General features: G+C 61.0%; 21 protein-coding genes. 9 read left to right on the forward strand and 12 right to left on the reverse strand.

From position 1 onward, the window contains the following. Positions 1 to 116: 116 nt before the first annotated feature. Positions 117 to 578, reverse strand: coding sequence for a hypothetical protein (locus C480_RS20290; protein WP_241433899.1), 462 nt, complete (start codon positions 576 to 578; stop codon positions 117 to 119). Between the two features lie 203 nt (positions 579 to 781). Here C480_RS20290 and C480_RS20295 point away from each other — a divergent pair, with 203 nt between their 5' ends. The 3 genes from C480_RS20295 to C480_RS20305 all read left to right on the forward strand — a co-directional run bounded on the left by C480_RS20295 (position 782) and on the right by C480_RS20305 (position 3456). Then, positions 782 to 1534, forward strand: coding sequence for a helix-turn-helix domain-containing protein (locus C480_RS20295; RefSeq protein ID WP_006667533.1), 753 nt, complete (start codon positions 782 to 784; stop codon positions 1532 to 1534). 125 nt (positions 1535 to 1659) lie between these two features. After that, complete coding sequence (locus C480_RS20300) at positions 1660 to 3042, forward strand: aspartate aminotransferase family protein (protein WP_006667534.1); 1383 nt, start codon at positions 1660 to 1662, stop codon at positions 3040 to 3042. 24 nt (positions 3043 to 3066) lie between these two features. After that, positions 3067 to 3456, forward strand: coding sequence for a Rid family detoxifying hydrolase (locus tag C480_RS20305; RefSeq protein WP_006667535.1), 390 nt, complete (start codon positions 3067 to 3069; stop codon positions 3454 to 3456). Positions 3457 to 3545: 89 nt separating this feature from the next. On the opposite strand, the gene C480_RS20310 is transcribed toward C480_RS20305, so the two are convergent. Then, positions 3546 to 4742 (reverse strand): AI-2E family transporter, encoded by a 1197-nt coding sequence (locus tag C480_RS20310; protein WP_006667536.1) that lies wholly within the window; start codon positions 4740 to 4742, stop codon positions 3546 to 3548. A 234-nt stretch (positions 4743 to 4976) separates the two neighbouring features. On the opposite strand from C480_RS20310, the gene C480_RS20315 reads away from it, so the two are divergent. The 4 genes from C480_RS20315 to C480_RS20330 all read left to right on the forward strand — a co-directional run bounded on the left by C480_RS20315 (position 4977) and on the right by C480_RS20330 (position 10732). Continuing rightward, positions 4977 to 6263, forward strand: a complete 1287-nt coding sequence (locus C480_RS20315) for an amidohydrolase (protein ID WP_006667537.1) — start codon at positions 4977 to 4979, stop codon at positions 6261 to 6263. Positions 6264 to 6450: 187 nt separating this feature from the next. Beyond that, on the forward strand, positions 6451 to 7098 hold the full coding sequence (locus tag C480_RS20320) for a hypothetical protein (protein WP_006667538.1): 648 nt from the start codon (positions 6451 to 6453) through the stop codon (positions 7096 to 7098). 454 nt (positions 7099 to 7552) lie between these two features. Then, positions 7553 to 9196 carry a BCCT family transporter gene (locus tag C480_RS20325; RefSeq protein WP_006667539.1) on the forward strand — a complete coding sequence of 548 codons (1644 nt, stop codon included), beginning with the start codon at positions 7553 to 7555 and terminating at the stop codon, positions 9194 to 9196. Positions 9197 to 9352: 156 nt separating this feature from the next. Further along, the gene (locus C480_RS20330; RefSeq protein ID WP_006667540.1) at positions 9353 to 10732 is read left to right on the forward strand and encodes an aminotransferase class III-fold pyridoxal phosphate-dependent enzyme; all 1380 of its coding nucleotides are present in this window, start codon (positions 9353 to 9355) and stop codon (positions 10730 to 10732) included. Between the two features lie 101 nt (positions 10733 to 10833). Here the strand turns inward: C480_RS20330 and arcD are convergent, their stop codons facing one another. The 5 genes from arcD to hutU form a co-directional block, all read right to left on the reverse strand. Next, the gene (arcD, locus tag C480_RS20335) at positions 10834 to 12309 is read right to left on the reverse strand and encodes an arginine/ornithine antiporter ArcD (protein WP_006667541.1); all 1476 of its coding nucleotides are present in this window, start codon (positions 12307 to 12309) and stop codon (positions 10834 to 10836) included. A gap of 198 nt (positions 12310 to 12507) precedes the next feature. After that, positions 12508 to 14082: a histidine ammonia-lyase gene (gene hutH / locus C480_RS20340; protein ID WP_006667542.1), complete on the reverse strand. Its 1575-nt coding sequence runs from the start codon at positions 14080 to 14082 to the stop codon at positions 12508 to 12510. Continuing rightward, positions 14075 to 15313 (reverse strand): imidazolonepropionase, encoded by a 1239-nt coding sequence (gene hutI, locus C480_RS20345; protein WP_049904114.1) that lies wholly within the window; start codon positions 15311 to 15313, stop codon positions 14075 to 14077. Before hutI ends, hutH begins: the two co-directional genes overlap by 8 nt. Further along, a complete protein-coding gene (gene hutG / locus C480_RS20350; protein WP_006667544.1) occupies positions 15310 to 16224 on the reverse strand; it encodes a formimidoylglutamase in 915 nt (304 codons plus the stop codon). The genes hutI and hutG overlap by 4 nt, the downstream gene beginning before the upstream one ends. Beyond that, complete coding sequence (gene hutU, locus C480_RS20355; RefSeq protein ID WP_006667545.1) at positions 16221 to 17966, reverse strand: urocanate hydratase; 1746 nt, start codon at positions 17964 to 17966, stop codon at positions 16221 to 16223. The genes hutG and hutU overlap by 4 nt, the downstream gene beginning before the upstream one ends. 83 nt (positions 17967 to 18049) lie before the next feature. On the opposite strand from hutU, the gene C480_RS20360 reads away from it, so the two are divergent. Beyond that, a complete protein-coding gene (locus C480_RS20360; protein ID WP_049904126.1) occupies positions 18050 to 18694 on the forward strand; it encodes a helix-turn-helix domain-containing protein in 645 nt (214 codons plus the stop codon). Between the two features lie 393 nt (positions 18695 to 19087). On the opposite strand, the gene C480_RS20365 is transcribed toward C480_RS20360, so the two are convergent. Further along, complete coding sequence (locus C480_RS20365) at positions 19088 to 20374, reverse strand: MFS transporter (protein WP_006667547.1); 1287 nt, start codon at positions 20372 to 20374, stop codon at positions 19088 to 19090. A gap of 108 nt (positions 20375 to 20482) precedes the next feature. Between C480_RS20365 and C480_RS24980 the strand changes: the two genes are divergently transcribed. Next, positions 20483 to 21349, forward strand: coding sequence for a DUF7351 domain-containing protein (locus tag C480_RS24980; RefSeq protein WP_049904116.1), 867 nt, complete (start codon positions 20483 to 20485; stop codon positions 21347 to 21349). A 469-nt stretch (positions 21350 to 21818) separates the two neighbouring features. Here C480_RS24980 and C480_RS20375 read toward each other — a convergent pair whose 3' ends face one another. The 4 genes from C480_RS20375 to C480_RS20385 form a co-directional block, all read right to left on the reverse strand. Next, positions 21819 to 22745 carry an FAD-dependent oxidoreductase gene (locus C480_RS20375; protein ID WP_006667550.1) on the reverse strand — a complete coding sequence of 309 codons (927 nt, stop codon included), beginning with the start codon at positions 22743 to 22745 and terminating at the stop codon, positions 21819 to 21821. Beyond that, on the reverse strand, positions 22742 to 23932 hold the full coding sequence (locus C480_RS20380) for an ABC transporter substrate-binding protein (protein ID WP_006667551.1): 1191 nt from the start codon (positions 23930 to 23932) through the stop codon (positions 22742 to 22744). Before C480_RS20380 ends, C480_RS20375 begins: the two co-directional genes overlap by 4 nt. A 195-nt stretch (positions 23933 to 24127) precedes the next feature. After that, positions 24128 to 24301 carry a hypothetical protein gene (locus C480_RS23940; protein ID WP_006667552.1) on the reverse strand — a complete coding sequence of 58 codons (174 nt, stop codon included), beginning with the start codon at positions 24299 to 24301 and terminating at the stop codon, positions 24128 to 24130. After that, entirely contained in the window at positions 24302 to 24538 is a 237-nt protein-coding gene (locus C480_RS20385) for a hypothetical protein (protein WP_006667553.1), read from the reverse strand. Between the last annotated feature and the right edge of the window lie 42 nt (positions 24539 to 24580).

Raw genomic sequence — 24580 nt, forward strand, 5'->3', positions numbered from 1 at the left:
CATATCATATATGGGAAAGAAATTCGAATGTGTCTGTATTTTTATCTCATCCTGTGGTTTGTCTCATCCTGAGTGGCCAGACAAGGATCGTTTGAGAGTAGAAGAGAGGTAAGACATTACCGGCCTCGCCAACTCCAGAGACCGAGCACCACGAGCAACAGCGCGAGGACGAGGAGAACGGTCCAATCGCTGATCTCGCCGACGGTAAGATTCTGCGATTCGATGAGTGCAGTCTCCTCGAGCAAGAACAAGATGAGAAAGAGCATCCCGAAGAGGGACGCGATCGCAACACCGATTCCCTCTCGGAGCATCCATTTGAACTCCTCGGCATCAGCCTGAGAGGCGTCCGTTGGCTCCTCGACCGGGTTGCTCGTCGGTTCCGTCATCGGGTAGGCGGTACTATTCCACGGTGTACCGAGATAGCCGACGACGTACGAGAGGAGAACCCCCGCTACCAAGATGATCCCAAATATCAGTACACCGGCAGTTGCGTTCGGCGGCGCAAGAAGGACCGTCATGACGGCGGCGGCGACGATCGCTCCACCGAGCATCACCAAGAATCGTCTGAATGGAGCCATGGACTCCCCTATTTCGCGCGGGATTATATTCCCATCACACGGTCGCGTGACTGTCTCACGGGGTAACTAGTTGGATCTAAGTATAAGACCGAGTAGAGGATTTGAGAGTGGAGTCGACGGAGCAAACATCTGAGCGTTGGCTGTGGTCGGCGTTCGGGAAGCCGAACACAGTATACATGACGATACTACTCGAATAGACACCTATGCAGGAGTTCGCTTTTACAGTCACGTACGACAGCGGCGCGGATGACCTGATGGATGTCTTCATCGATCATTCTGAACTCTACGCTCGAACGGTCGCCTGTCATGCCACTACCGAGACGATGTGGCGCGTGGATGACGTGACCGGGTCGCGGGAAGCGCTGTCAGCGTACGACCAGCGACTCGCAAGACTCTCGCGCTGTTCTACGCTGCAGGGAATGGGTGGCTGTCAGATCGACTGGACACATGAGGTTCTCGCTACGGAACCGACGCGTCGAGTGATTTACTCGCGTCAATCCGAAGGAAACGGCTGCCGATCGATTCCGTATCTGGCAGCGAAATATCTCGGTGATGGCACATTGTGTCGCGCCGAGCAACACGGTGCGACGTACGAGTGGCGGCTTCTCGCAGACGACGAAACAGCCATGAGTCCGATTTACGATGAGCTCAGCGCAAATCTTCGCGACGGGCTCGAACTCGCGTTCGAGCGAGTCGAATCGACACCGAACTGGGAGACGAACGCGATCACTGGGGCCGAACTGCCGCAGAAGCAACGGGAAGCACTCGAGTTAGGCGTCGAATACGGCTACTATCAAACACCCCGCCAGAGTTCGGTTCAGGATATCGCTGCTGCCGAAGGAATCCCGGTTTCGACGCTCCAGTACCGGCTGACGCGTGCAGAAGCGTGGCTTGCAACGACGTTCCTTTCGAACGGCCCCGTTGAGCGCGGTCAGCAGCAAGCCCCCCGTGAGTGACAGGTCACGGCGGCCGGTAGTCCGAGAGCAAAACAGGAGTCGGCGAGAACGTAGTCAGAATTTGTATACACAAAACATGGATACTGTGGACAAGTTATTAATATCTGTTTCACCTGTGGTGACGTATGACGGCAGGACCACCGATCGAGGAGCTTCACTTCGATGATGCACCGAACGTTGACTCCGTTCCCGGGCCGAAAACCCGGTCGCTACTCGAGAAACAACGGGATATCGACAGTAGTGCGGTCGCGTACCCGAACGATATCCCGATCGCCTTTGAAGAGGGAAACGGCGCGACGGTTCGCGACGCCGACGGGAACACGTACATCGACCTCTTCGCGGGAATCGGCGTGCTCAACGTCGGTCACGCGAATCCGTACGTGCTCGAGGCCGTCCACGAACAGGCCGACAAGTTCGTTCACACCGTCGACTTCCCGACGGAGGCGCGACTCGAACTGATCGAGAAACTCGATGAGATCGCACCCAGCGGGCTTCAAGGGAACAATCGCGTCGTCTTCGGTGGCCCGACGGGCAGTGACGCCATCGAGGCGTCGATCAAACTCTCCAAGTACAACTCCGACGGGGACGGGCTCATCGCTTTCCGCGGTTCCTACCACGGCGCAACGACCGGCGCGATGAGCGTCACGTCGAACACGAAGCTCAAGAAACACTACGCGCCGCTGCTCTCGGACGTCGTCCACGCACCGTACCCCTTCCCCTTCCGACAGGACAAGACGCCCGAGGCGGCGGTCGATCACGCACTCGAGGAGGTACAGGCCATCGTCGAAGACCCCTACGGCGGCCTGGCGAATCCGGCCGCCATCGTCGTCGAACCGATCCAGGGCGAAGGCGGCATCGTCACCCCTCCGGCGGGATTCCTCCAGGGACTGCGCGATATCGCGGACGACAACGACGTCACGCTCGTCTTCGACGAAATCCAGAGCGGCCTCGGTCGCACCGGCCAGTGGTGGGCCAGCGACTGGGAGGACGTCACGCCGGATGTCATGACCTCCGCGAAAGCACTCGGCGGCGTCGGCTTCCCGCTCTCGGCGACGATGTACAAAGAAGAACTCGACACCTGGGGCTCGGGCGACCACGCCGGCACGTATCGCGGCCACGTCGTCGGCATGCGCGCCGGTACCCGCGCCATCGAGTACATGCAGGACCACGACCTGCTGGCCCACGCTCGCGACCTCGGCGAGTTCATCCGGGGGCGACTCCGCGAAGCCGCCGACGAAACGGATCGACTCGCCGATATCCGCGGCAAGGGGCTGTTCATCGGGGCCGAGTTCGTCGACGCCGACGGCAATCCGGACGGCGACCTCGTCGATGCGATCCAGCAGTACTGCTTCGAACACGGCGTCCTCGTCTGGACGGCCGGCCGCCATGGGAACGTACTCCGCCTCCTCCCGCCGCTCGTCCTGACACACGACCTCGCGGCGACGGCGCTCGACATCGTCGTCGATGCGATCGAACACACGACCGAAGACACGGTGCAGGCCGCCTGAACTCGATTTCTTCGGAGGAAACCCATGACTGACACCGACCCCATCGAAACCGACGGCGCACCGAGCAACGACAACCCGTACTCGCAGGGCGTCCGCGCCGGCGACACGCTCTACGTCTCCGGCTACGGACCCGTCGACCCGGAAACCGGCGACCCCGTCGACGGCGATATCCGTGCGCAGACGAACCGAGTGCTCGAAAATATCGCCGCCGTCGTCGACGAAGCCGGCGGCGACGGACTGGACGACGTCGTGAAGGTGACCGTCTACCTGACCGAACTCGACGACTACGAACGGGTCAACGCCGCCTACGGCGAACAGTTCGGCGAGGTGCCGCCCGCACGCGTCTGCGTGGAAGTCTCGCGGCTCCCCGAGGACGTTCGGGTCGAGATGGACGCGACCGCGTATCTCGGCTGACCGCTGCCGAATACCGACCGATCGACTTCCCTTCGACACCGATACCACACGGCTGAACTCCGGAAAGAAGCGAACGGTTCGAGACGAGTTCAGTCCTCGGAACGATTCTCAGTGTCGGTGTCGGCGTTCGTTTTCTCCGACTCTTCGAGTTCGGTGTCGGCTGTTGCATCCTCGGTGTCGACCGTCGTCTCCGATTCGGCGGCCGCCGGCGCGGCTTCGGCCCCGGGTGTCGTTTGCTCGCGTTGCGCGTCGGGAGTTGGCACACCGGTCCGTTCTCGAGCGAAGCAATCGAGAACGAGCTTTGCGCCGCCGAGGGCGACGGGGCCGATAAAGAGCCCGACAGCGCCGAAGACGACGAGCCCGCCGAAGATGCCGACGATGACGATGGCGGCGTTGTAAGCGCTGGTCTGGCCGATCAGCGCGGGGCGGAAATACGAGTCCGAGAAGGTGACGAACAGCCCGTAGACGACCATCGCGGCGGCGGCGGTCACACGCCCGACTGCGGCGAGATACGCCGCCGCCGGAATCCAGACGCCGAACGCGCCGACGAGCGGCAGTAGCGTCAGAACGAACGTTGCAACGGTAAGAAAGATGACGGCCGGGACGCCGGCGACGAAAAGCCCGATACCGAGCAGTACCGCCTGAATGGCCGCAACGGCGACGTTTCCGACGACCGAGGCCCACATGAGCTGGTCCAGTCCCGTCCGGAGTTCATCCAGAATCGCGTCGTCGACCGGGAGAACCCACTGAACCCATGCGAGAAGCCGCTTTCCGTCCCGTAACAGCGCGAAGAGGATGAACAGCGTGATCGTTAACCCGATGAACAGGCTCGGCAGGCTACCGGCGAAATTGAGGACTCCCATCGCGAGTTGCTCGAGTCCCGTCGCGATCCGATCCTGGTTCGATTCGTAGAGTTCGACGAGATCGACGGCGTAGCCGTTGAACTGGATCGCCTCCTCGATTGCCGCGACATCGAATTCACCCTGATTGATGGAGTTAACGACATCCAGTGCCTGCCGGACGGCGATCGTGATGACGTAGATGAGCGGGAGCAGGACGACGAGCAGTGTGGCGATGACGATGGTAATCGCCGCAATCGTCGGCCTGATATACTGTTCGAGACGTTCCTGGACCGGAAAGAGGATGTAGGCGAGAACGACGCCGAACAGGACGTACTGGAGATACGGCAGGAGAACGAACAGTGCGAGAAGCGCGCTCAGCACCGCGAGTGCGGTGAGACCGGGTTGCTTGAGAATCCACGCCGTGCGGTCGTAACTATCGTCCATGAGATGTGATTCAACAGTCCGATAAATGAGTCCACGGCCGCGATACGCCAACCGACCCGCGTCGATGACGAATTCTCAGGCATTAATCTCCCGTGTGTCGGCCGGGAATCGGAGTGGAAACGGTTGTTTGAACGCACGGGACGAAGATCCTGAACGGATATACATCAATTGTGTGTAAGCAGTATATGATTACCGACCACTATTAAGTATCCGGTGTGCTTACACGCGTCATGAATGCCCTACGACGTGCGCACTAGCGTAACCGATCTTCGGCGAGCGTTCCACCGGCATCCGGAACCCGGCTGGCGCGAGTTCAGGACGACGGCTCGCGTCGTGTCCGAACTCGAACGTATCGGCGTGGACGAGATCGCGGTCGGACGGGAGGCGCTTGCGACCGGCGAGCGAATGGCCGTCCCGTCGGACGCCGAACTCGAGCCCTGGGTCGAGCAGGCGCGCGAGGCGGGCGTCCGGTCGGATATTCTCGAGCGAACCGCTGGCGGCCACACCGGTGCGGTCGCCGTTCTCGAACGGGGATCGGGGCCGACCGTCGGATTGCGGGTCGATCTCGATGCGATCTCGATGACGGAGTCGGCGGAAGACGATCATCAGCCTGCTGCGGAAGGATTCCGATCCGCAAACGAGGGCTACATGCACGCCTGCGGACACGACGCTCACATCGCGATCGCACTCGGGACGATCGAAGCGATCAAAGACAGCGACTTTACGGGGACGTTGAAGGTCTTCTTCCAGCCGGCCGAGGAGATCTCCGGCGGCGGGAAGGCGATGGCCGAAGGCGGCTACGCCGACGACGTGGACCACCTGTTTGCGACGCACATCGGCCTCGATCACCCGACCGGCGAAATCGTCGCCGGCGTCGAAAAACCGCTTGCGATGGCCCACCTGACGGCCACGTTCGAAGGAGCGAGCGCCCACGCCGGAAAGGCACCGAACGAAGGCGGCAATACGATGCAAGCGGCGGCAACGGCCATCCAGAACGCATACGCGATCCCCCGCCACAGCGACGGTATGACTCGCGTCAACATCGGCTACATCGAAGGCGGCACCGCGAGCAACGTCATCGCCGAAGAACTCACGATCGAGGCCGAGGTTCGCGGTGAAACCACCGGGCTGATGGAGTACATGCGCACCGAACTCGAGCGCGTCCTCTACGCTGCCGCGGAGATGCACGATTGCGACGTGACGCCACGGGTTATCAGCGAGTCGCCACGAACGGACAGCGATCCCGCGCTACGCGAACTCGTCGCGTCGGCCGCCCGACCAGCCGGCGGCGTCGACCACGTGATCGAAACGACGGAGTTCGGCGTCAGCGAAGACGTTACCTACCTCATGGACCGGGTCCAACGAGCCGGCGGCCTCGCGTCGTACGTCCTCATCGGAACCGATCACCCGACGAATCACCACACGCCGACGTTCGATATCGACGAGGAGAGTCTCGAGATTGGCGTACGAGTGCTGTCGGATGCAATCTGTGCGTGTTCGCACCGGCAGCCGTTGCGGTGACGAGTTCTGAACTCGTGATTATTTTCTGCAACGGCAGATAACCAGGCAGAGCCATCGATCGACTGAACTCGATCACGCAGTGACGGCTTGGGTTGCCAGGAGAACCACCGACCGCCCAAGAATGTCTTTAGAATATCATGTTAGCTGAATCAGAAGGATTAATTCGCGGGCTCTCTGTGTATCCGGTATGAGCCAGGACGATGTGCCGGCGTCCCTTCGAACGGCAGCGGACTCGGATCGGCCGCGTGGCATACTCACACCCTCCGATCGCGACTTCCTGCTCGGGCGGAAAACGGATTACACCGATCACTCGAAAAAACAAAAGCGGAACCGAATCCGGCGTCGGGTGCGAAACGCGATTCTCGACTTCAGTATCCTCTTTGAATACATGGAGGAACGCGACCGGGAAACCGTATTCGACCCGGACAACGAGGACCGAGACGCCTATACGCAGGGAATCACCGATATGCTCGCCTTTCTCCACCTGGGAACGATGGGCTATCACACGCCGTTCAAGGACATGCTTTCGGAGGGCGTGGGCAAGGCCGAACAGCGCCTGGCCGGCTCGAACTACCGGATGGTCAACGTCGAGTTCAACGTCGATCCGGTCGGGCAGATCGACGTGGACGAGGTAATCGAGAAACTCGACAACGAGGAGTTCGCCCAGCTTACCGACGAAGAACTTCGGGCGTTCGTGCGACTGTTGACGATGTCCGACGGGTTCTCGCCCGAGGCGACGCGCGAGGAGATCAAGGATCGGGTCGACGAGTTCGGAGAGCGTGTCAGCGACAGCGCCGAGACCCGCACGCAGAAACTCGAGGAATTGACGAACTGAGCGACCGGCGCTTTCGCTTCGGTTCGGTGCCGCCCAAACGAGTCGCTTTCGCCCGGATCACCACAGCATGAACTCTCCCGGTCGGTAGTCAATATCTGTAATTGATTGGTGGAATAGCTGTTCGAGCCGTCTATCGTCTGTTTATAGCGCAGCCGTAGCTGAGGTGGTAATCGGATCTCGTCGCGTGTCTCGGATTTCGTCCACGGATAGTACTCGTCGGTTTTGATTTATAGCGAAAATCGAGAGTATGCCGAACAACCATCCAATCAGGTCCGGAACTCGATAGTGGCTACTTCCGGGACTTATGAACACAATCCGTATATGACGGACGAAAGTGAGAAACGTTTATTGTGTATGGTATCAACTGATTCGGTATGCTATCGCGCAGCATGGTAACTGGGTGGACGAGATACAGCAACGAAGTTGCTTGTCGCTCGGAACAGAGGGGAGGACGATGAGCGACGCCGAGGAGGGAGTGGTCGACGAGTTCTTCGAAGAGATCGATCCGATCGTCTTCGCGTTCGGTGCGCTGTTGACGGTCGGGGTGATCGCGGCGTTCTTCATCAACCAGAGTGCCGTTACGAAGACAATCAATACCGTTTACAGCGGGGTCGTCGAGTACTTGAACTGGGCGCTGTTGGTAATCGTCTTTCTGATCGTCCTGTTCCTCCTCTTTCTGATCATCGGGCCGTGGGGGAAGATCAAGATGGGAGACGAGGAACCCGAGTACAGCTTCCTGTCGTTTTTTGCGATGTTGTACTCCGCGGGGTTCGCAGCGGGAGTCGTATTTTGGGGACCAACGGAGGCGCTGTTTTACTACAACGACCCGTCACCGCTGTTCGGCGTCGAGGGCGGGACGAGCGAGGCGATTCCGATCGCGATCCAGCAGACGTTGTTCCACTGGGCGCTGCCGCAGCTGGCCGTGTTTACGATCATGGGGCTTGCCATCGCCTACTTCGCGTACAACTACGAGAACGTCCCGCTTCGGGTCTCCTCAGCGTTGACGCCGATCATCGGTGCGGAGAACCTCGACGGGCCGTTCGCGAAGGTCGTCGACATTCTCGCGGTGTTCGCGACGATCGGGGGCGTGGCGACCTCGCTCGGCTTCATCGGGAGCCAGTTCATCGCCGGCCTCAACTACCAGTGGGGAATCGATCTGGGGAACGTCGGCATCCTCCTCGTGGTGACGACGATGACGCTTCTGTTTACGATTTCGATGGTACTCGGGGTCGACAGGGGGATCCGCCGGCTGTCGAACTTCAATATGATCCTGTTCGTCGCGCTCATGCTCGCGACGTTCATCCTGGGGCCGACGCTGTTCTTGCTCCTGCTCGGCTCGCAAGCGATGGGCGGCATGATCGCCGACTTCACGTCGATGAGCCTCTACACCGGCACCGGTACCAATGGCGGTACGACGTGGATGAACGACTGGACGGTCTTCTACTGGGCGTGGGCACTCTCGTGGTCCCCGTTCGCCGGACTGTTCATCGCTCGCATCTCCAAGGGTCGGACCGTCCGCGAAGTCGCGTTTACGGGTATCGGTGCGACCTCGGCCGCGACCATCCCGTGGTTCACGTTCGTCGGCGGCACCGCGCTGCGATACCACCACACCGGAACGGCCGACTTCAGCACGGTGGTCGCCAACAATACGCCGGAGGTTTCGGGCTTCATCCTCTTCGAAGCGTTCCCCTTTGGAACCGTGTTCATGATCGCATTCATGATCCTCGTGACGACGTTCTTCATCACGTCGGCGGACTCCTCGACACTCGCCGTCTCGATGATGACCACCGGCGGGAAAGCGAGGCCGTCGAGCATCAACCGGGTCTTCTGGGGCGTCGTCCTCGGTCTGACCGCCGCGATCCTCATGATCATCGGCGGCGAGAGCGGGACGGGTGCGCTACAGAACGCGGTCATCATCACCGGTGCGCCGTTCGCGTTCGTCTGCTTCGCCGCGATGCTCTCGCTCATCAAGGACTTCAGCTCGAGCTACGGCCGGGTGTTACTGCAGGACGAAACCGTCCTCATCGGCTCGAGCCGGAAAACGGACTCCGAACCGCCGGCCGGCCCCGGCGGCCCCGCCGAAATGGACGACGACTGATTCCATCCCGTCGATCAATCGAGAGCGCGCCGATTGACTCACTCAACCGTCTTCCCGTCCGGTTTTCTCGTCAACTGCCTGCTAGCCGTTCCGGCGCTCCGATCCGAAACACCGGTGATAACAAGATTTAATGTACGTCATAAACATAAATTGTGTATGGATAGGGACACAGCGAAACCGGACGTGGACGCCTTTCCCGGGTCAAACGCCCGCAAGTGGGTCGAGTTCCACGGCAAGAACGCGGCTCCGAGCGAGTACTCCCACGAGTTCGTCTGGGATGTGACGCGCGAGGCGGACGGGCCGTTCGTCACCGACGTCGACGGCAACGTGTTGCTCGATTTTACCTGCCACATCGGGGCGGCACCGCTCGGCTACAACAACGAGAAGGTCACCGCCAAACTCCGGGAGTTCGACCTCGTCGAGCCGATGAAGATCGCCGGCCAGGACATGTACTTCGGTGCCGGACCGACGCCCGAGGAATCGGCCGTTCCGGGGTCGAGCCATTTGATGGACAAACTGACCGAGGTCTCGAGTCAGTACGGCATGGACACTGTCTTCCTCTCGAACTCGGGTGCGGAGGTCATGGAGAACGCGATGAAGATCACTCACGACTACCGTGCCCCCTCGAAGTACGGCGTCGCGTTCGACGGGAGTTTCCACGGGCGGACGTTCGGGACGCTGTCGATCACGAAGTCGAAGGAGGTCTACACGCGTCACTATCCCCAGCTAAGCGGGATCGAGACGGTGCCGTTCTGTGACTGCACCGGCGAGGATGACGGCGACTGCAACTGTGAGTGTGGCTTTTTCGCCGGCGAGGAGTCCCAGCTACGGACCATGCTCGCACCGGAGGGCGGCCGCATCAATCCCGACGAAATCGCCTTTCTCACGCTCGAGCCGATTCAGGGCGTCGGCGGCTACCGCTTCCCCAGCGAGGCGTTCATGCGAGAGGTCGCCGACGTGACCGACAAATACGACATTCCGCTGGTCGTCGACGAGATCCAGTCGGGTATCGGGCGCACGGGCGAAATCTGGGCTTCGGATCACTACCCGATCGAACCCGACGTGATCGCCAGCGCGAAGGCCCTGCGAGTCGGTGCGACGATCTCTCGGTCCGAGATCTTCCCCGCGGAGAAAAACCGACTCGGGTCGACGTTCGGCGGCGGCGATCTGCTCGGATCGATGATGGGGACGTTCACGCTCGAGGCCATTCAGGAACACGATCTGCTCGCGAACGCGACCCGGCGCGGCGAGCAGGCCAAGGAACTGCTTCGTGACGACTCGCCCGCCTCCGTTGAGGACGTCCGCGGAAAGGGGCTGATGCTCGCCGTCGAGTTCGATACGGCCGACCGACGGGACGCCGTCGTGACGGCGTCGCTGGAACGCGGACTGCTGACGCTCGGCTGCGGCGAGAAAACGATCCGTCTGCTCCCGCCGCTCGATTCGAGCGAACGCGAAATCGAACTCGGGATCGGGATCTTTCTCGACGCGATCGACGCCGCCGACGCGGTTGATGCGAGCGCGAAAGCGCTCCGCTGAACTCGTTGTGCGATATCGCGTCACTCGGGAAAACGTGATTCCGGGTGTCGGTTCCAGTTCCGGTCCCAGTATTGGTACCGGTGGCGTGAAGGCCGGGCGGCTCAGTCTTCGCCGGGGACGCCGGTGCCGACGCCGCTACCCGGTGATGCGGTCTCATCGGCACCGCTCCCTTCCTTGTAGACAATCTGCCACCCAGTGATGCCCATGATCAGAAGGACAAGCGGCGAGAAGAAACCAAAGAAGTAGTAGGGGGCATATTCCAGCGTGGAAACGCCGAGCGTGCCGGCCATAAACAGGCCGCCGCTGCCCCAGGGGATAAGCGCACTCGTCGTCGTCCCGGACGCCTCGATGGCGCGCGAGAGGTTCTTCGCTTTCAGTCCCTGTTCCTCGTAGAGGTTCCGGAGGGTCATTCCCGGAACGACGATGCTCACGTACTGCTCGGCGGCGAGGATATTCATAGAGACCGCGGAGAGGGCGGTGACGCCCGTCAAACTCGCGACCCCGCGACAGAGCCGGCCAAGGTGGTGGGCGAGGACGGCGAGAATCCCGGTCCGCTCGAGCATGCCGCCGAGCGAGAGCGCGGCGATGGCGATCGTCACGATCCAGGCACCGTCGATCATCCCCGAAGTATCGAGGAGGCCGTCCACGAGTTCCATTCCCGTTTCGGGTCCGGTCCCGGACTGGGCGGCCGACCACGCGGCGGCGAATCCGGTACCCTGGACGAGCATCGACGTGAACACGCCCGCGAAGACGCCCGTTCCGAGCGCGGGGAGCGCCGGAATACCGTAGACCGCGAGCCCAAAGGTGACGACGATCGGCAGGAAGACGAGCGGCGAGATAACGTAACTCCCCTGGAGAGCCGTTTGGATCGAGTCGAGGCGGCCGGCGGGGATCGATCCGGCGGCGTCCAGTCCGATGGCGGCGTACAGCACGACCGAGAGGCCGAACGCGACGAGGGTTCCGGCCCGCATCGCGTTGATGTGGTCGTACAGATCGGTGTTCGTCACCGCGGCGGCGAGGTTCGTCGTATCCGAGAGCGGGGACTGCTTGTCGCCCGCGTAGGCTCCGCTGAGGATCGCCCCGGCGGTCATCGGCTCGGGAATGCCGAGTCCGGACCCGATACCGATGAACGCGACGCCGAGGGCGCCCGCCGTCGTCCACGACGAGCCGACCGCAAAGGAGATGATCGCGGCGAGGATGGCGGTTACCGGGAGGAACACCGCGGGCGTGAGAAATTCCAACCCGTAGTACATCAGGCCCGGAATCGTCCCGGCTTGAATCCACGAGGAGATGAGCGCGTAGACGGTGAACATGATGATGATCACCTTCATCCCCATGAGGAGACTGTCCGTGATCCCGTCGTACAGGTCGTCCCAGGAGAGACCGAGGTGATACCGGGCGAACAGGCCGGTGAAAGCGATGCCCCAGAGGAGCGGGAACTGCGGGTCCAGGTCGAACGCGACGATGCCGACGCTGAGGAAGACGATCATGCCCGCGATGGGAACGAGCGCCGCCGCGAGCGACGGGCGTTCGTCGGGATCGATATCCTCGAACAGTCGCGGCTCGAACGCTACCATTGGATCACCGTATTAGCAAGACGATCCGGAAGACGAGTCGGTCGGTCGCACACTGTGTACCCTGTTATCATACTCTATGAATAATAGTCGAAGAGTACTGCAAATAGCAGCAGTTTCCATTCGGGCAGTCCTTTAAATACCCTCGATCGACTCACGGCTTTGGTAGTGGGTCGCAGCAGCACACTAAAAACAGTGTCGCTACGCCAGTCCGGCGTCGATCGCCGTCTCGACGTTCTCGAACAGTTGGTCCGACCGGAGAAGCGCCAGCATTCGATCGATGTCCCCGTGAAGCGGCCGGTCCTCGTCGAGATGAGAGACGTGTTCGCGGACGGTCCGATAGGCCGCGTGCGTTCCGATTCCGGGATCGAGTTCAGCGACGAAATCGAGCGCCTGCGCCGCACAGAGCAGTTCGATACCGACGACGCGGAGCGTAGACGAGACCGTTTCTCTGGCGATGTGAGCGCTCTGGGCGCTCATACTCACGTGGTCTTCCTGGTTCCCGCTAACCGGGATACTATCCGTCGACGGCCGACCCTGGGACCGATTCGTACTCACGAGGTCCGCCGCCGTGTACTGGGCGATCATGTACCCCGATCGGAGGCCGCTCCCTTCGGTCAGGAACGGCGGCAAGTGCGCTTCTTGAACGTTCGGATTGAGCATCCGATCCATCCGCCGTTCCGAAATCGACGCGAGTTCAGCCAGGGCGCTCGTGACGTAATCCAACCGCAACGCCAGCGGTTGGCCGTGGAAGTTGCCGCCCGAGAGAACCGCAGCCCGATCGGTCCCGCTGGCGCGGTCGTCCGCTTCGTCGGCGGGGAACACGAGCGGGTTGTCCGTCGCACTGTTGAGTTCCGTCTCGACGGCCTCACGGAGGTGCTGGATCGAATCCCGAACCGCGCCGTGAACCTGCGGGAGACACCGGAGCGAGTACGCGTCCTGCACCCGATCGCAGTTGCGGTGGGACTCGACGATTTCGGAATCGCGGGTCAGCCGACGGATATTTTCGGCGCTTTCGGTTTGGCCTCGGTGTGGCCGAACGTTCTGGATGCTGGGATGTGAACTCGCAGTGGTACTCATCGTCGCCTCCGTCGTCATCGCACCCGCGATATCCGCCGCGCGCATCGCTCGCTCGGCGTCGCGGACGACGAGCGCGGCCAGACCGACGGTTAGCTGCGTACCGTTGATAATCCCCAATCCCTCTTTCGCCCGGAGCGTCACCGGTTCGAGTTCAGCTCGCGCCAGCGCTTCGTCGCCGGGCAGTCGGTCGTCGCCGACGGTGGCTTCACCCTCGCCGATGAGGACGAGCGCGAGGTGGGCAAGCGGCGCGAGATCGCCGCTTGCACCGAGGCTCCCCTTGGCTCTCACGACGGGGTGAACGCCGTTGTTTAGCATCCCGACGAGCAGATCGACGATGCGTTCCCGGACACCGCTGTATCCTTTCACCAGGGCGTTGAGTCGGGTTACGAGCATCGCTCGGACTTCCGATCGCTCGAGTTCATCGCCGGTGCCCGCGGCGTGACTCCGAACGAGATTCTGCTGGAGCGTTTCGATGTCGCCCTCGGGGATCCGTTCCTGGACGAGTTCACCGAAGCCGGTGTTGACGCCGTAGACGGCCTGTCCGGAGTCGACGATGTCGACGATGCGCTCTCGCGACTCGCGAACGCGCTCGCGGGCGGATTCGGGGACCGAGACGGGTGCGCCCGCTCGGGCGACGCGTTCGACGGCCGCCAGCGTGAGCGTTTCGCCGTCGACGACAACCGGGTCGTCAGTCACGGTGCACCACCGTTCCGTCCGTGATTACTGTTTGCACGTTCGAGACGCCGAAGTTGTACGGGATGTGTTGATAGTTGGTCACGGTTGCGATTGCAAGGTCGCCGGGTGCGCCCTCCCGAATGGTGCCCGTGCCGTCGGTGCGGTCGACGGCGCGGGCGGCGATACTGGTTGCACCGCGGATCGCTGCGGCCGGTGTCATTCGCATGCCGTTACAGGCGAGTTCGACGACGGATTCCATGCTCTGTGAGAAGCAGTTCGGATTGAAGTCGGTCGCGAGGGCGACCGGCACGTCCGCTGCCTCGAAGGCCGCCGCGTCCGCATATGGCGCGCCGAGCGAGAACGCCGTCCCCGGCAGGAGCACCGGCGTCACGCCCGCCTCGCCGAGCGCTTCGATATCCTCGTCGGTCGCCTGCAACAGGTGGTCGGCGCTGGCTGCACCGCAGTCGGCGGCCAGTTGCGAGCCGCCGAGTCGCTCGAACTCCTCGGCGTGGATCTTCGGCGTTAGGCCCAGTTCCTGGCCCGCCTCGAGAATCCGTCGGGACTGTGAAACCGAGAAGACGCCAGCCTCGCAGAACACGTCGCAGAACTCGGCGAGGCCGGCGTCCGCAACCGCCGGCAGTTGCTCCTCGATCACGCGGTCGACGTACTCTTCGGTGTCCGCGCCCTCGGGAACCGCGTGTGCGCCCATAAACGTCGGGACGACATCGATCGGGTGCTGGTCGGCCGCCTCGTCGATCGCTTCGAGTAACTTCAGTTCCGTCTCGACGTCGAGCCCGTAGCCGGATTTCACCTCGACCGTCGTCGTGCCGTGGGCGAGCATGGTATCGAGGTGTTCGAGCAGATTCGCGACGAGTTCAGCGCGCTCCGCCTCGCGGGTCGCCCGAACCGTCCGCAAGATGCCGCCGCCCTCCTCCAGGATGTCCTGGTAGCTCGCGCCGGCAAGTTTCGCGGTGAACTCGTCGACCCGGTCGCCAGCGAAGACGGCGTGCGTGTGGGGATCGACGAAGCCCGGCAGGACCGTCCGCCCGGTAGCGTCGACGGACTCCGTCGCGTTCTCCGGCGGATGTGCACGCGTTACGTCTGTCGTGGGGCCGACGGCGACGACGATGCCGTCCTCGATCGCGACGGCACCGTTTTCGATGACCTCGAGTTCGTCATCCGAACCATCACCGTCACCACCGCCGGTCGGCGTCACGACCTGTGCGGCGTCGTGGACGACGAGATCGGTCATGCGTTCCACCCCGCGAGGAAGTGTGCGATCGTCCGCGCGGCGGCGTCGACCGTTCGGCCGTCGGTATCCAGCGGCGGCGCACACTCGACGACCTCGAATCCGGCGAGTCGGTCGTCGCTGGCGACGAGCCGAACGAGGCGGAACAGTTCCCGCGGCGTCAGTCCGCCCGGCGTCGGTGCGCTCGACCCGCAGTAGGGTGCATCGAGAACGTCGATGTCGACGCTACAGTAGAGCCGGTCGACGCCGTCGAGCGCCGAGAGCGCCCGGTCGACGGCCTGCAGGAGGTCGTCCGCGACCTCCTCGGCGGTCACGATCTCTCCGTCGCGTTCGCGCACGAAATCGTGATACCCCGAACTCGTTTCGAAGTGCCGCGCGCCGACGCAGGCGTAGCCGTCCAGTCCAGCGTCGTACAACTGGCGGTAGGGCGTCCCGCTGGTCGGTCGCTCCCCGAACTCGCGCACGTCGAGGTGGGCGTCGAAATTGACGACGCCGACGCTCGCGTCCTCGAGCAGCGGCGCGACGTTCGCGAAGGTCAGCGAGTTGTCGCCGCCGAGAAAGACGGGGAACGCGTCGCTGTCGTGGACCGACGCCGCGGCCTCGCGGACCGCGTGCTGTACCGTGGCGACGGATCCGTCCGGAATCGCCACGTCGCCGACATCGCCGATATCGCGCAGCGGTCCGGCGTCGAAGTGATGGCTCTTCACCGCCGCGAGCGACTCCCTGATAGCGCTCGGCCCCTCGGCAGCACCGTCTCGGGAGATGACACCACCGTCGTACGGTTCGCCGACGATCACCGCGTTGAACTCGTCGGCGTCGTCGACGGTCGTTCCGGTAACGACATCACCGACCTGTTCGTCGACCGGGTCCGACGACGGACCCGACCAGTCCCGTGGCGTGGTAAACGAATTCATTCGTGATCGTGCATTGGAACGCGGACGTTCGATGCCGAAGCCTCGTCGATCGCGTCCTCGTAACCGGCGTCGGCGTGGCGAATCACGCCCATGCCGGGATCGGTCGTAAAGACCCGACGGGCTTTTTCGGCGGCCAGATCCGACCCGTCGAGGACGACGTGGTTGTTGGCGTGGACGGCGTTACCGATACCGACGCCGCCGCCGTCGTGGACGCTCACGATATCGGCCCCGGCAGCGCAGTTGAGAAGGGCGTTCAGGATCGGCCAGTCAGCGACGGCGTCGGAACCGTCCTGCATCGCCTCGGTCTCCCGATTCGGGCTGGCGACGCTCCCGGCGTCGAGGTGATCGCGCGTGACGACGATCGGCGCCGTGATTTCGCCGTCGGCGACGAGTTCGTTGATCCGGAGTGCGAACCGTGCGCGCTCGGTGAGCCCGTCGGGGTCGTCCTCGGCGCGGTAGCCGAGCCAGCAGACGCGACTCGGGAGTCCCTGGAACGACACCTGCTCCTGTGCGAGATCGATCCAGCGGTGGAGGTTCTCCTTGTCCGGAAACAGATCGCGCACGGCATCGTCGGTACGGTGAATGTCCGCCTCGTCGCCGGAGAGGGCGACCCAGCGGAACGGTCCCTTCCCACGGCAAAACAGCGGTCGGATGTACGCCGGCACGAAGCCGGGGAAGTCGAAGGCGTTCTCCACGTCCCGGTGATCCTGTACCTGCCCGCGGATGTTGTTGCCGTACTCGAACGCGACCGCGCCACGTTCTTGCATTTCGAGGATGCCCTCAACGTGGCGCGTCATGGTGTCGAGGCTCTCTTCGACGTAGGTCCCGGGGTCCGTCTCGCGGAGTCGGTCGGCCTCGTCGACGGTATAGCCCGCCGGATAGTAGCCCTCGAGTTCGTCGTGGGCGCTCGTCTGGTCGGTGACGATATCGGGCACGAACTCGCGCTCGAGCATTCCGTCGAACATGTCCGCGGCGTTCATGTGGAGGGCGATAGAGAGCGCCTCTCCGTCGGCTGCGGCCTCCCGAGCCATTTCGATGGCCTCGTCGAGATCGTCGGTCGTTTCCATGCAGTAGTCCGTCTCGAGTCGCCTGTCGATGCGGCGTTCGTCCACCTCGGCGGCGATGCAGACGCCGTGGTTCATCGTCACGGCGAGCGGTTGGGCTCCGCCCATGCCGCCGAGACCGCCGGTGACGGTGATCGTCCCGCGCAAGCCCTCGCTCTCGGGGAAGTGCTGGCGCGCGACCTCGGCCAGCGTCTCGAACGTCCCCTGGATGATTCCCTGCGTACCGATGTAGGCCCAGGAGCCGGCGGTCATCTGGCCGTACATGATCAGTCCTTTCGACTCGAGTTCGTGGAAGTGCTCCCAGTCGTCCCACTTGCCGACGAGGTTCGAGTTCGCGATCAGCACTCGCGGCGCTCGCTCGTGGGTCGTGAACCGACCGACCGGTTTCCCCGACTGAACGAGCAACGTTTCGTCGCTCTCGAGATCCCGGAGTTCCGCGAGAATCCCGTCGTAGGCGTCCCAGCTGCGAGCCGCTCGGCCGGTTCCGCCGTAGACGACGAGATCCTCCGGGCGCTCGCCGACATCCGGATCGAGATTGTTGTTGAGCAGGCGAAGCGCCGCCTCCTGCCGCCAGCCGTTGCATTCGAGGTCCGTCCCGGTCGGTGCACCCTGGTACTCGAGCCATTGCGACGACGGCTCGCCGATTTCGTGCTCGGAACGCTCCGTTGACTGTTCCATGCGTGTGTCTAACAACGGGAACCCCGATAGGATCGGTTCTCCATTTGGAAAAGGTTTTTTAAGCAACGGCGTGACGAATGTCCGTGTACAAAGCCGTTTTTCGCATCCAGAGCGACGACCCCTATTCGAACTCGACGGCGAACAACAACACGAGTATCGAACTCTGGTGTAACGACCACTGCGACCTGCTTCACGTCACCGGCGAACGCCAGGACGACGTGGTCGCCTACGTGAACGCGGAGGTCGGAGTACAAGAACAGATCAGAAACGGAAACGACCGAACAGTCATCACCGAAGCGTGCCTGAAACAGCACGGCGAGAGCTACATCGAGGCCCCGCTTGCGGCAAACGACTGTCTTCTCTTACCGCCGTTGCGGTACGAGGACGGCGCGAAAGTCGTTCGGGTTCTCGCACTCGATTCCGCGAATCTGACGGCGTTCTACGCCGATGTTGCCGACGAGCACACCGTGACCGTCGAATCGAAAAAGGAACTCCAAACCGTCGCCTCGGAGACGCCGGTGCTGTCGGTGGGCTCGTTCCTGCCGACGCTCTCGGATCGACAGCGCGCCGTCTTCCTGGCCGCTCATAATCAGGGATACTACGAGATCCCGCGCGAGACGACGACCGCCGAAATCGCGGAGACGGTCGGCGTCGGTCGTCGAACGGCAGAACACCACCTCAGACGCGCTGAAGAAAAACTCGCGGACGCGTTCGCCGCATACCTGTAGCCCACTTCTCGACGCTGCCACCTCGCTGAACTCGTCGCTTAAGCAGTGATATGTAAGATAGATATTTCAAATAGCCGCGCGTGAGGACACGGAAACCCCACAGTTCACAGTTCGCACTTCGCAGTTTTCAATCCACCATCAGCAATGGGTTAGGCGGTGTGAAAAATTACTAGCTATTTGAGGTAATGAATACTGTCTGGTCCAATGCCAGCATGTGATGAACACTCAACAGCCATTCGTCAGGAAGCAGATACCGTCGAAGAGAACGCACACCACACCGAACACTGTTTTGAAGACGATACACTCGTCCTCGAGTGCACAACGAAATAACGATCATCGGCCGTGGTGAATCGCTTTTCAATGAGGATTTGGTCGGATCGTTTACTTGACCGTTCAATCCTGGACCTCATCAATCGACTCGGAAATATCATCAGCCTGAATATCGCTGTAGGCCTCGTGGGTCATCTCGACTGACTCGTGTTCTGTTTCCATCTCCAGAAACGGTCGTCCAATAATGAGAAGGAAGACCACACCAACAGCGAGAATTCCGCCAGACATCACCAGCACCCACAAGGGCGAGGTAGCGTCTGCAACCCGTCCGCTTGCGACCTGTGCTGGGACACTCACTAACGAACTCACCAGAGCCAGCGAACTGATTATAGTCGCCCGGGCGGAAGAACCAATGCGGTTGTTGACATATCCACTAGCGAGCGAGTGTGTCGCGTCGAATATTCCCCGAGCAAATACGAACACCGGAAGAGCCAACAGTGGGATAATTGCGAGTGACAATAACCCCCCAGCGATGAACAATGGAACGGCGAAAAACCAGCGACGGTACCCAACTCGGGTCTTAATCACACCTGTGTTGTAACTAATGATCGCAGCGAGGAGACTGAATGCGGCGTACAACCAGCCAAGAAGGGACTTGACGGTACCAGATGCTACGCCAGCGTTCACAAGTACAGTTTTCGTAACCGGCTGGACTTGAAGAATAAGTATCTCAATGATAGGGACGAAAAGCATGAAATAGTAGACAATGAACCAGCGAAGCGATGGGCGAGAAAGCGACGTACCAATCACGCGGAAGATGTCTCCAGCACCCAGTGATTGTGATTCGCTCGATCTAGTCGGTTCCGGTAACGGGCCGAGGGCGAGAAGGCCAAGAGCACTCACAGCAGCCGCGACGAAAAACGGAAGCGAAAGATCGATCTGACCGAGATATCCGCCGAGAATCGACCCAAGACCTCCGACGAACAATCCGGCCGCTACCCCGCGTCCCTTGACCGTTGTGAATGCCATGCTGGACGACCGTTCGGCGAGCGTATCGTATAACCACGCGTCGTCGCTTCCGGATCGAAAGTTGTACCCCATTGACCAGATAATGTAGAAACCGATCAAGACTGGAAATGTTCCAGTAAGTCCGATACCAATTAGAGCGACTGTGATGAGAACCGTACCAACCAGCAAACTATTGCGACGGCCAAGTCGATCCCCAAGGTACCCCGTCGGGACTTCACCGAGTACTGTCGTTAGTGCATAAAGTCCTTCGAGGAGTGCGACCTGTGTGTATGTTAACCCTTGTGCAAGCAAATAGAGAATGAGAATCGGTCGGTAGAACCCGACTGCTTTCGTTGCCTTATAGCAGTAATAGAGCTTAACTGGTTGTTGGGACAATCGCATACGCTACTCTATGGATGCAGAAATGAAAATTCTCTGAGCATATTATTACACATAGATAATTGATATATTCTCAGTAGCGACTATATCCCTTTCGCGACGACACAGTGTATGGACGATCGTTCGGAGATCGGAGAGATCCTAGCAGCAATCGGAAATGAACACCGGATCGCAATTCTCTATGAACTCCAGCAAGCGTATCGCCATGATCGATCCAGCCTTCCGTACGCAACCCTCAAGCGACGGATTGGCGTCCGAGATAGTGGGAATTTTAACTATCACCTCCAGCAGCTCGTTGGACGGTTCGTATTCCAGGCAGACGATGGTGGATATGCACTTACGTATGCCGGTCGCAAGATCGTTAGTGCTCTCTCTGCGGGTATTTTCACTGAACAAGCTGGCGAGCGGCGCTTCGATGCTCCGGGAACCTGTTACGCCTGTGATGAGGCAGCCCTCATCGCACGGTATGAACAGGAACGTTTGTACATCACCTGCCAGTCGTGCGGTGAAGAAGTGTTTCATGGGCCGTTCCCACCGGCCCCGGTTGCGCACCGTGATGATCGACTCCGCGCGTTCGAGAGATGGTCACGGCGATGGAACGCCCTTGCGACTACAGGTACGTGCCCGGAATGTGGCTCAGAAATGAACACGACGTTGACCGCTCAGGAACCAACGACGAGTATCGGGAATGTGAGCCATCGATTCTTGTATACTTGTACGAATTGCTGGGCACGTGTGTATCTCCCGATCGGTTGTGCAGTTCGCGATCATCCGGCCGTTATCGGATTCCATACCTCTCATGATGTCGAACTCGATACCCAACCGCTGTGGGATCTCCCTTGGGCGCTGAGTTGTGAATATACCACCTTCGATAGCGATCAGTCCTGTGTTCATCTCCGGATACCAATCGAGACCGATGAACTTCACCTCTCCGTCAACGATGGCGGAACTATCGTCTCGATAGCTGAGACCGGGTAGGTTGCTTCGTCACCATATAAACCTATATTCACCTATCCACCTCACACGGGTAAGTCTAATTAAGGTATTTTGATTCATCTTCAGTACAATATTTTAAGCGATACTATCCACCAGAAATAGATCGAAATGACCCATGTAGGACGAATCCTAAACTACCCCGAGAGCGGTTTCCAAGCGGTTAATCCAACCATGACGGCCACAACGATACTCGGCTTTAATCCCAGATGGTTCGCGGCGTTGGAACAGTTGTGATGTTCGTGATCGTACTGATATACCTCTTCAAGTCGAGTATCGAACTGATCCTTGGTGGTGGCTCGTCGTCGTGAACTCGTCTGTCGTCTCTTAGTGGTCCGCTACGGTGGGGCCATTTCGAGGCCGACAGTAGCACTCACAAGCCGTTCGTAACCGGGTCTCGTTCGCCGACACTCGGTGCGAATATACGGTTCACCGACATGGTTATCGCTCTGAATTACGTTCCGTTGGATCGTTGCTCGGCGTCGATTTCACGGGCCGCAGCGAGGATTAGCTCATCGTCGATGTGCTCGAGTAGTTGCTGCTGCCCGCGCTCGCTCCGACGGTCGATTTCGTCGTCGGAGAGATACATTGCGAATCGGCGGTCGATCTCTTGCTCGCGAATCGTCGCGAGTCGTTCCGCCCCGAGGTCGTGATCAGCAGGTAACCGATCATCGAAATATTCGCGCCATCGATCCCGGTCGCTCCACTCGTCGTCGAGTTCAGTGTCCATGCGCATCCAGTCGTAGTAGTTTGCCACGGGCTCTGGATACCCTTCCGCCCGTCGAACGGCCTCGATGACGGTGATACCGACTTGTGCGCCGCGGCCGGCGGCCATGAGTGCCTGATAGCCCGTCTCGCCGTACGGCGATGCGATGAAGAGTCCGTCGACCGGTGTCGATCCGTCGCTCTCGGCGTACTGTTTATCGAAGTGTTCGTGTTCCTCGCCATCGTGTTCGTGCGTCTCGAACATCGCCGTGTCATCGTCGAGGCCGCGCATGTACTCGCCGTCGTAGCGTGTGGCCGCGACCACGCAGCGAGCGGTGACCGGGTCGCCATCTTGCGTGTGAACGAGGAACCCATCGGCGTCGTCACGGCGCTCGATCGACTCCACGAGATCGGGAACGATCTCACAGCCCGCCTCCTCGGCGTGATCGTGCATTAGCTCGTACAGCGTCTCGATGTCGATCCCCGCGGGGAAGCCGAGGTAGTTCTCGAGGTACGCACATCGCTGAATCGAGGAGCGTCCGCGATCGAAGATGACCGTGTCCAGGTCGGCTCTGGCGGTGAAAATGCCCGCCGCACAGCCCGCGGGACCGCCGCCGACCACGACGATGTCGTAATCGAACGCCGTCTCCCCTCGAGCGGTCTCGATCGAACTCACTGCTCGAACACCCCATTGATGATGTCCGCGACCTCCTGGCGGTCGAACAGTTGTTCGTCTTCGGGGACGTCCGGAAACTGCTCCGGATCGAATTCGCCGAACTCCGTCGGAACGAGCTGGCGAGCAGCTAATTCCGTTTGGAACAGATTCGTTATCGGTCCCTGCTGGAACGACCCGCCGGGATAGATATTCCGCTCTCGTGCTGCCGTTAGTTGACTGCCGACCGGATGCTCGAGTATCGGCGTGACGAACTGATCGACGAACGCCTCTCCGTCGAACTCGCCGTCTTCGGTCGTCAGCCGAACGCCGCTGTGGACGACGAGTAGTTCGGGGTCGGTCTCCAACAGCCGCTCGTAATCTATTTCGCCACCATCGGCACTCTCGTCGGAAAACGCGCTCGTAATGCCGAGATCGCGATACTGCTTCATTTCGACGCCTTCGCTGCTGATCGTCATGGGAGAGAACCTCCCCTCGCTCGGGGACGATCCGAAGTTGACGAGTCCGATCTCGGGTCGCTCACTCGCGGCGTCCAGCCGAGCGCGAATGTCGGCTTGCATCTCCTCGTTGACCCTGGCAAACGCCTCGTAGCGCTCGCGTTCCTGAAAGAGGTCCGCGAGTCGGTCGAACGCCTCGTACAGCGAGGGGAGTTCGTAGTCGTGGAATTCTCGCCGCCGGACGATGTTGTTCCCAAAGACGGGCGCGACGGTGTCGACGAGTTCCTGCGTATCGGATTCGTCCCACGAGCTGTCGTTGCCGGGCAAATAGTTCGGATCGGTGAGAAACACGTCCGGGTTGCGCTCGTAGAAGAACTCTTTATCCCATTTCCCGTCCGAATAGGGTGCCACAACGTCCGTCGGCCAGTCGACACCCACGCGATCGAAGACGTAGGCCGGCGGGTACCACCCCGCCGGCTGAAAGCCGTCTCGCTGTCCCAGCGCGATCGCCATATCGGCCCAGGGTCCGGTGATCGCCATCCACGTCTCGGGGACCTCCTCGAGGGAGAGACAACCGACGGGCTCGATACAGGCCTCGTACGATCCCCGGTCGTCGTTCCGTTGTGTCGGGTCGTCCTGTCCGACCAGGTCCGAACAGCCGGCCAGTACGCTTCCCGCGGCCAGCGTGGTGCCGTATTTCAGCGTGTCTCTGCGTGTCGGTGTCTCGGTCGTGCTATCGGTATTGTCACTCATGTGCGGATGTCTCGTTACTGGTGTCTGTGATCTGTCGGCGGCCGAATCGCTGTTCAGCTTCGCGGAAGTCGGGAACGTCGTCGCCGTCTCCAGCGCGGTCCGTGAGGCGCACGTGCGCGGACTGATTCGAGCCGGAGTGGAGTCAACGTGTCTTCCGCCTATCGTATCGGTAGTAGTGTGGATCATCGATTGTCGTTATCGTCTGACCGCAACTGGCTGATCGGCGGCGATAAACGGCTCACCGTCCCCGTCGGCGAACGCGAGGCCGCCACACTCGCTGCGACTGACTCGCCACGACGGCAGGTCGGGGATGTCGTAGTCCGACGGTTCGCGGAACGCTCCCGCGATCGCCCACTCTCGAGCGCGCATTCACCGATCACCCGCGATGATCTCCGCAACCGCCTGTCGGTCGAATAACTGGTTAGTTTCGGGCACTTCCGGGAACGACTCGGGATCGAATGCGCCGAACGCTTCGGGATAGAGCTGCTGGGCCGTCATCTCCGTCTGAAGGAGATTCACGATTGGACCCTGTTCGCCGTACTGGCCGGGATAGACGGCCCCTTCTTGGACGGCGGTCAGCTGGCTGCCGATCGCGTCTTCTTCCATCGGCGCGACGTACTGTTCGCGAACTGTCTCTTATACACATCT

This window comes from Natrialba aegyptia DSM 13077, assembly GCF_000337535.1.
In the GTDB taxonomy this organism is placed as follows: domain Archaea; phylum Halobacteriota; class Halobacteria; order Halobacteriales; family Natrialbaceae; genus Natrialba; species Natrialba aegyptia.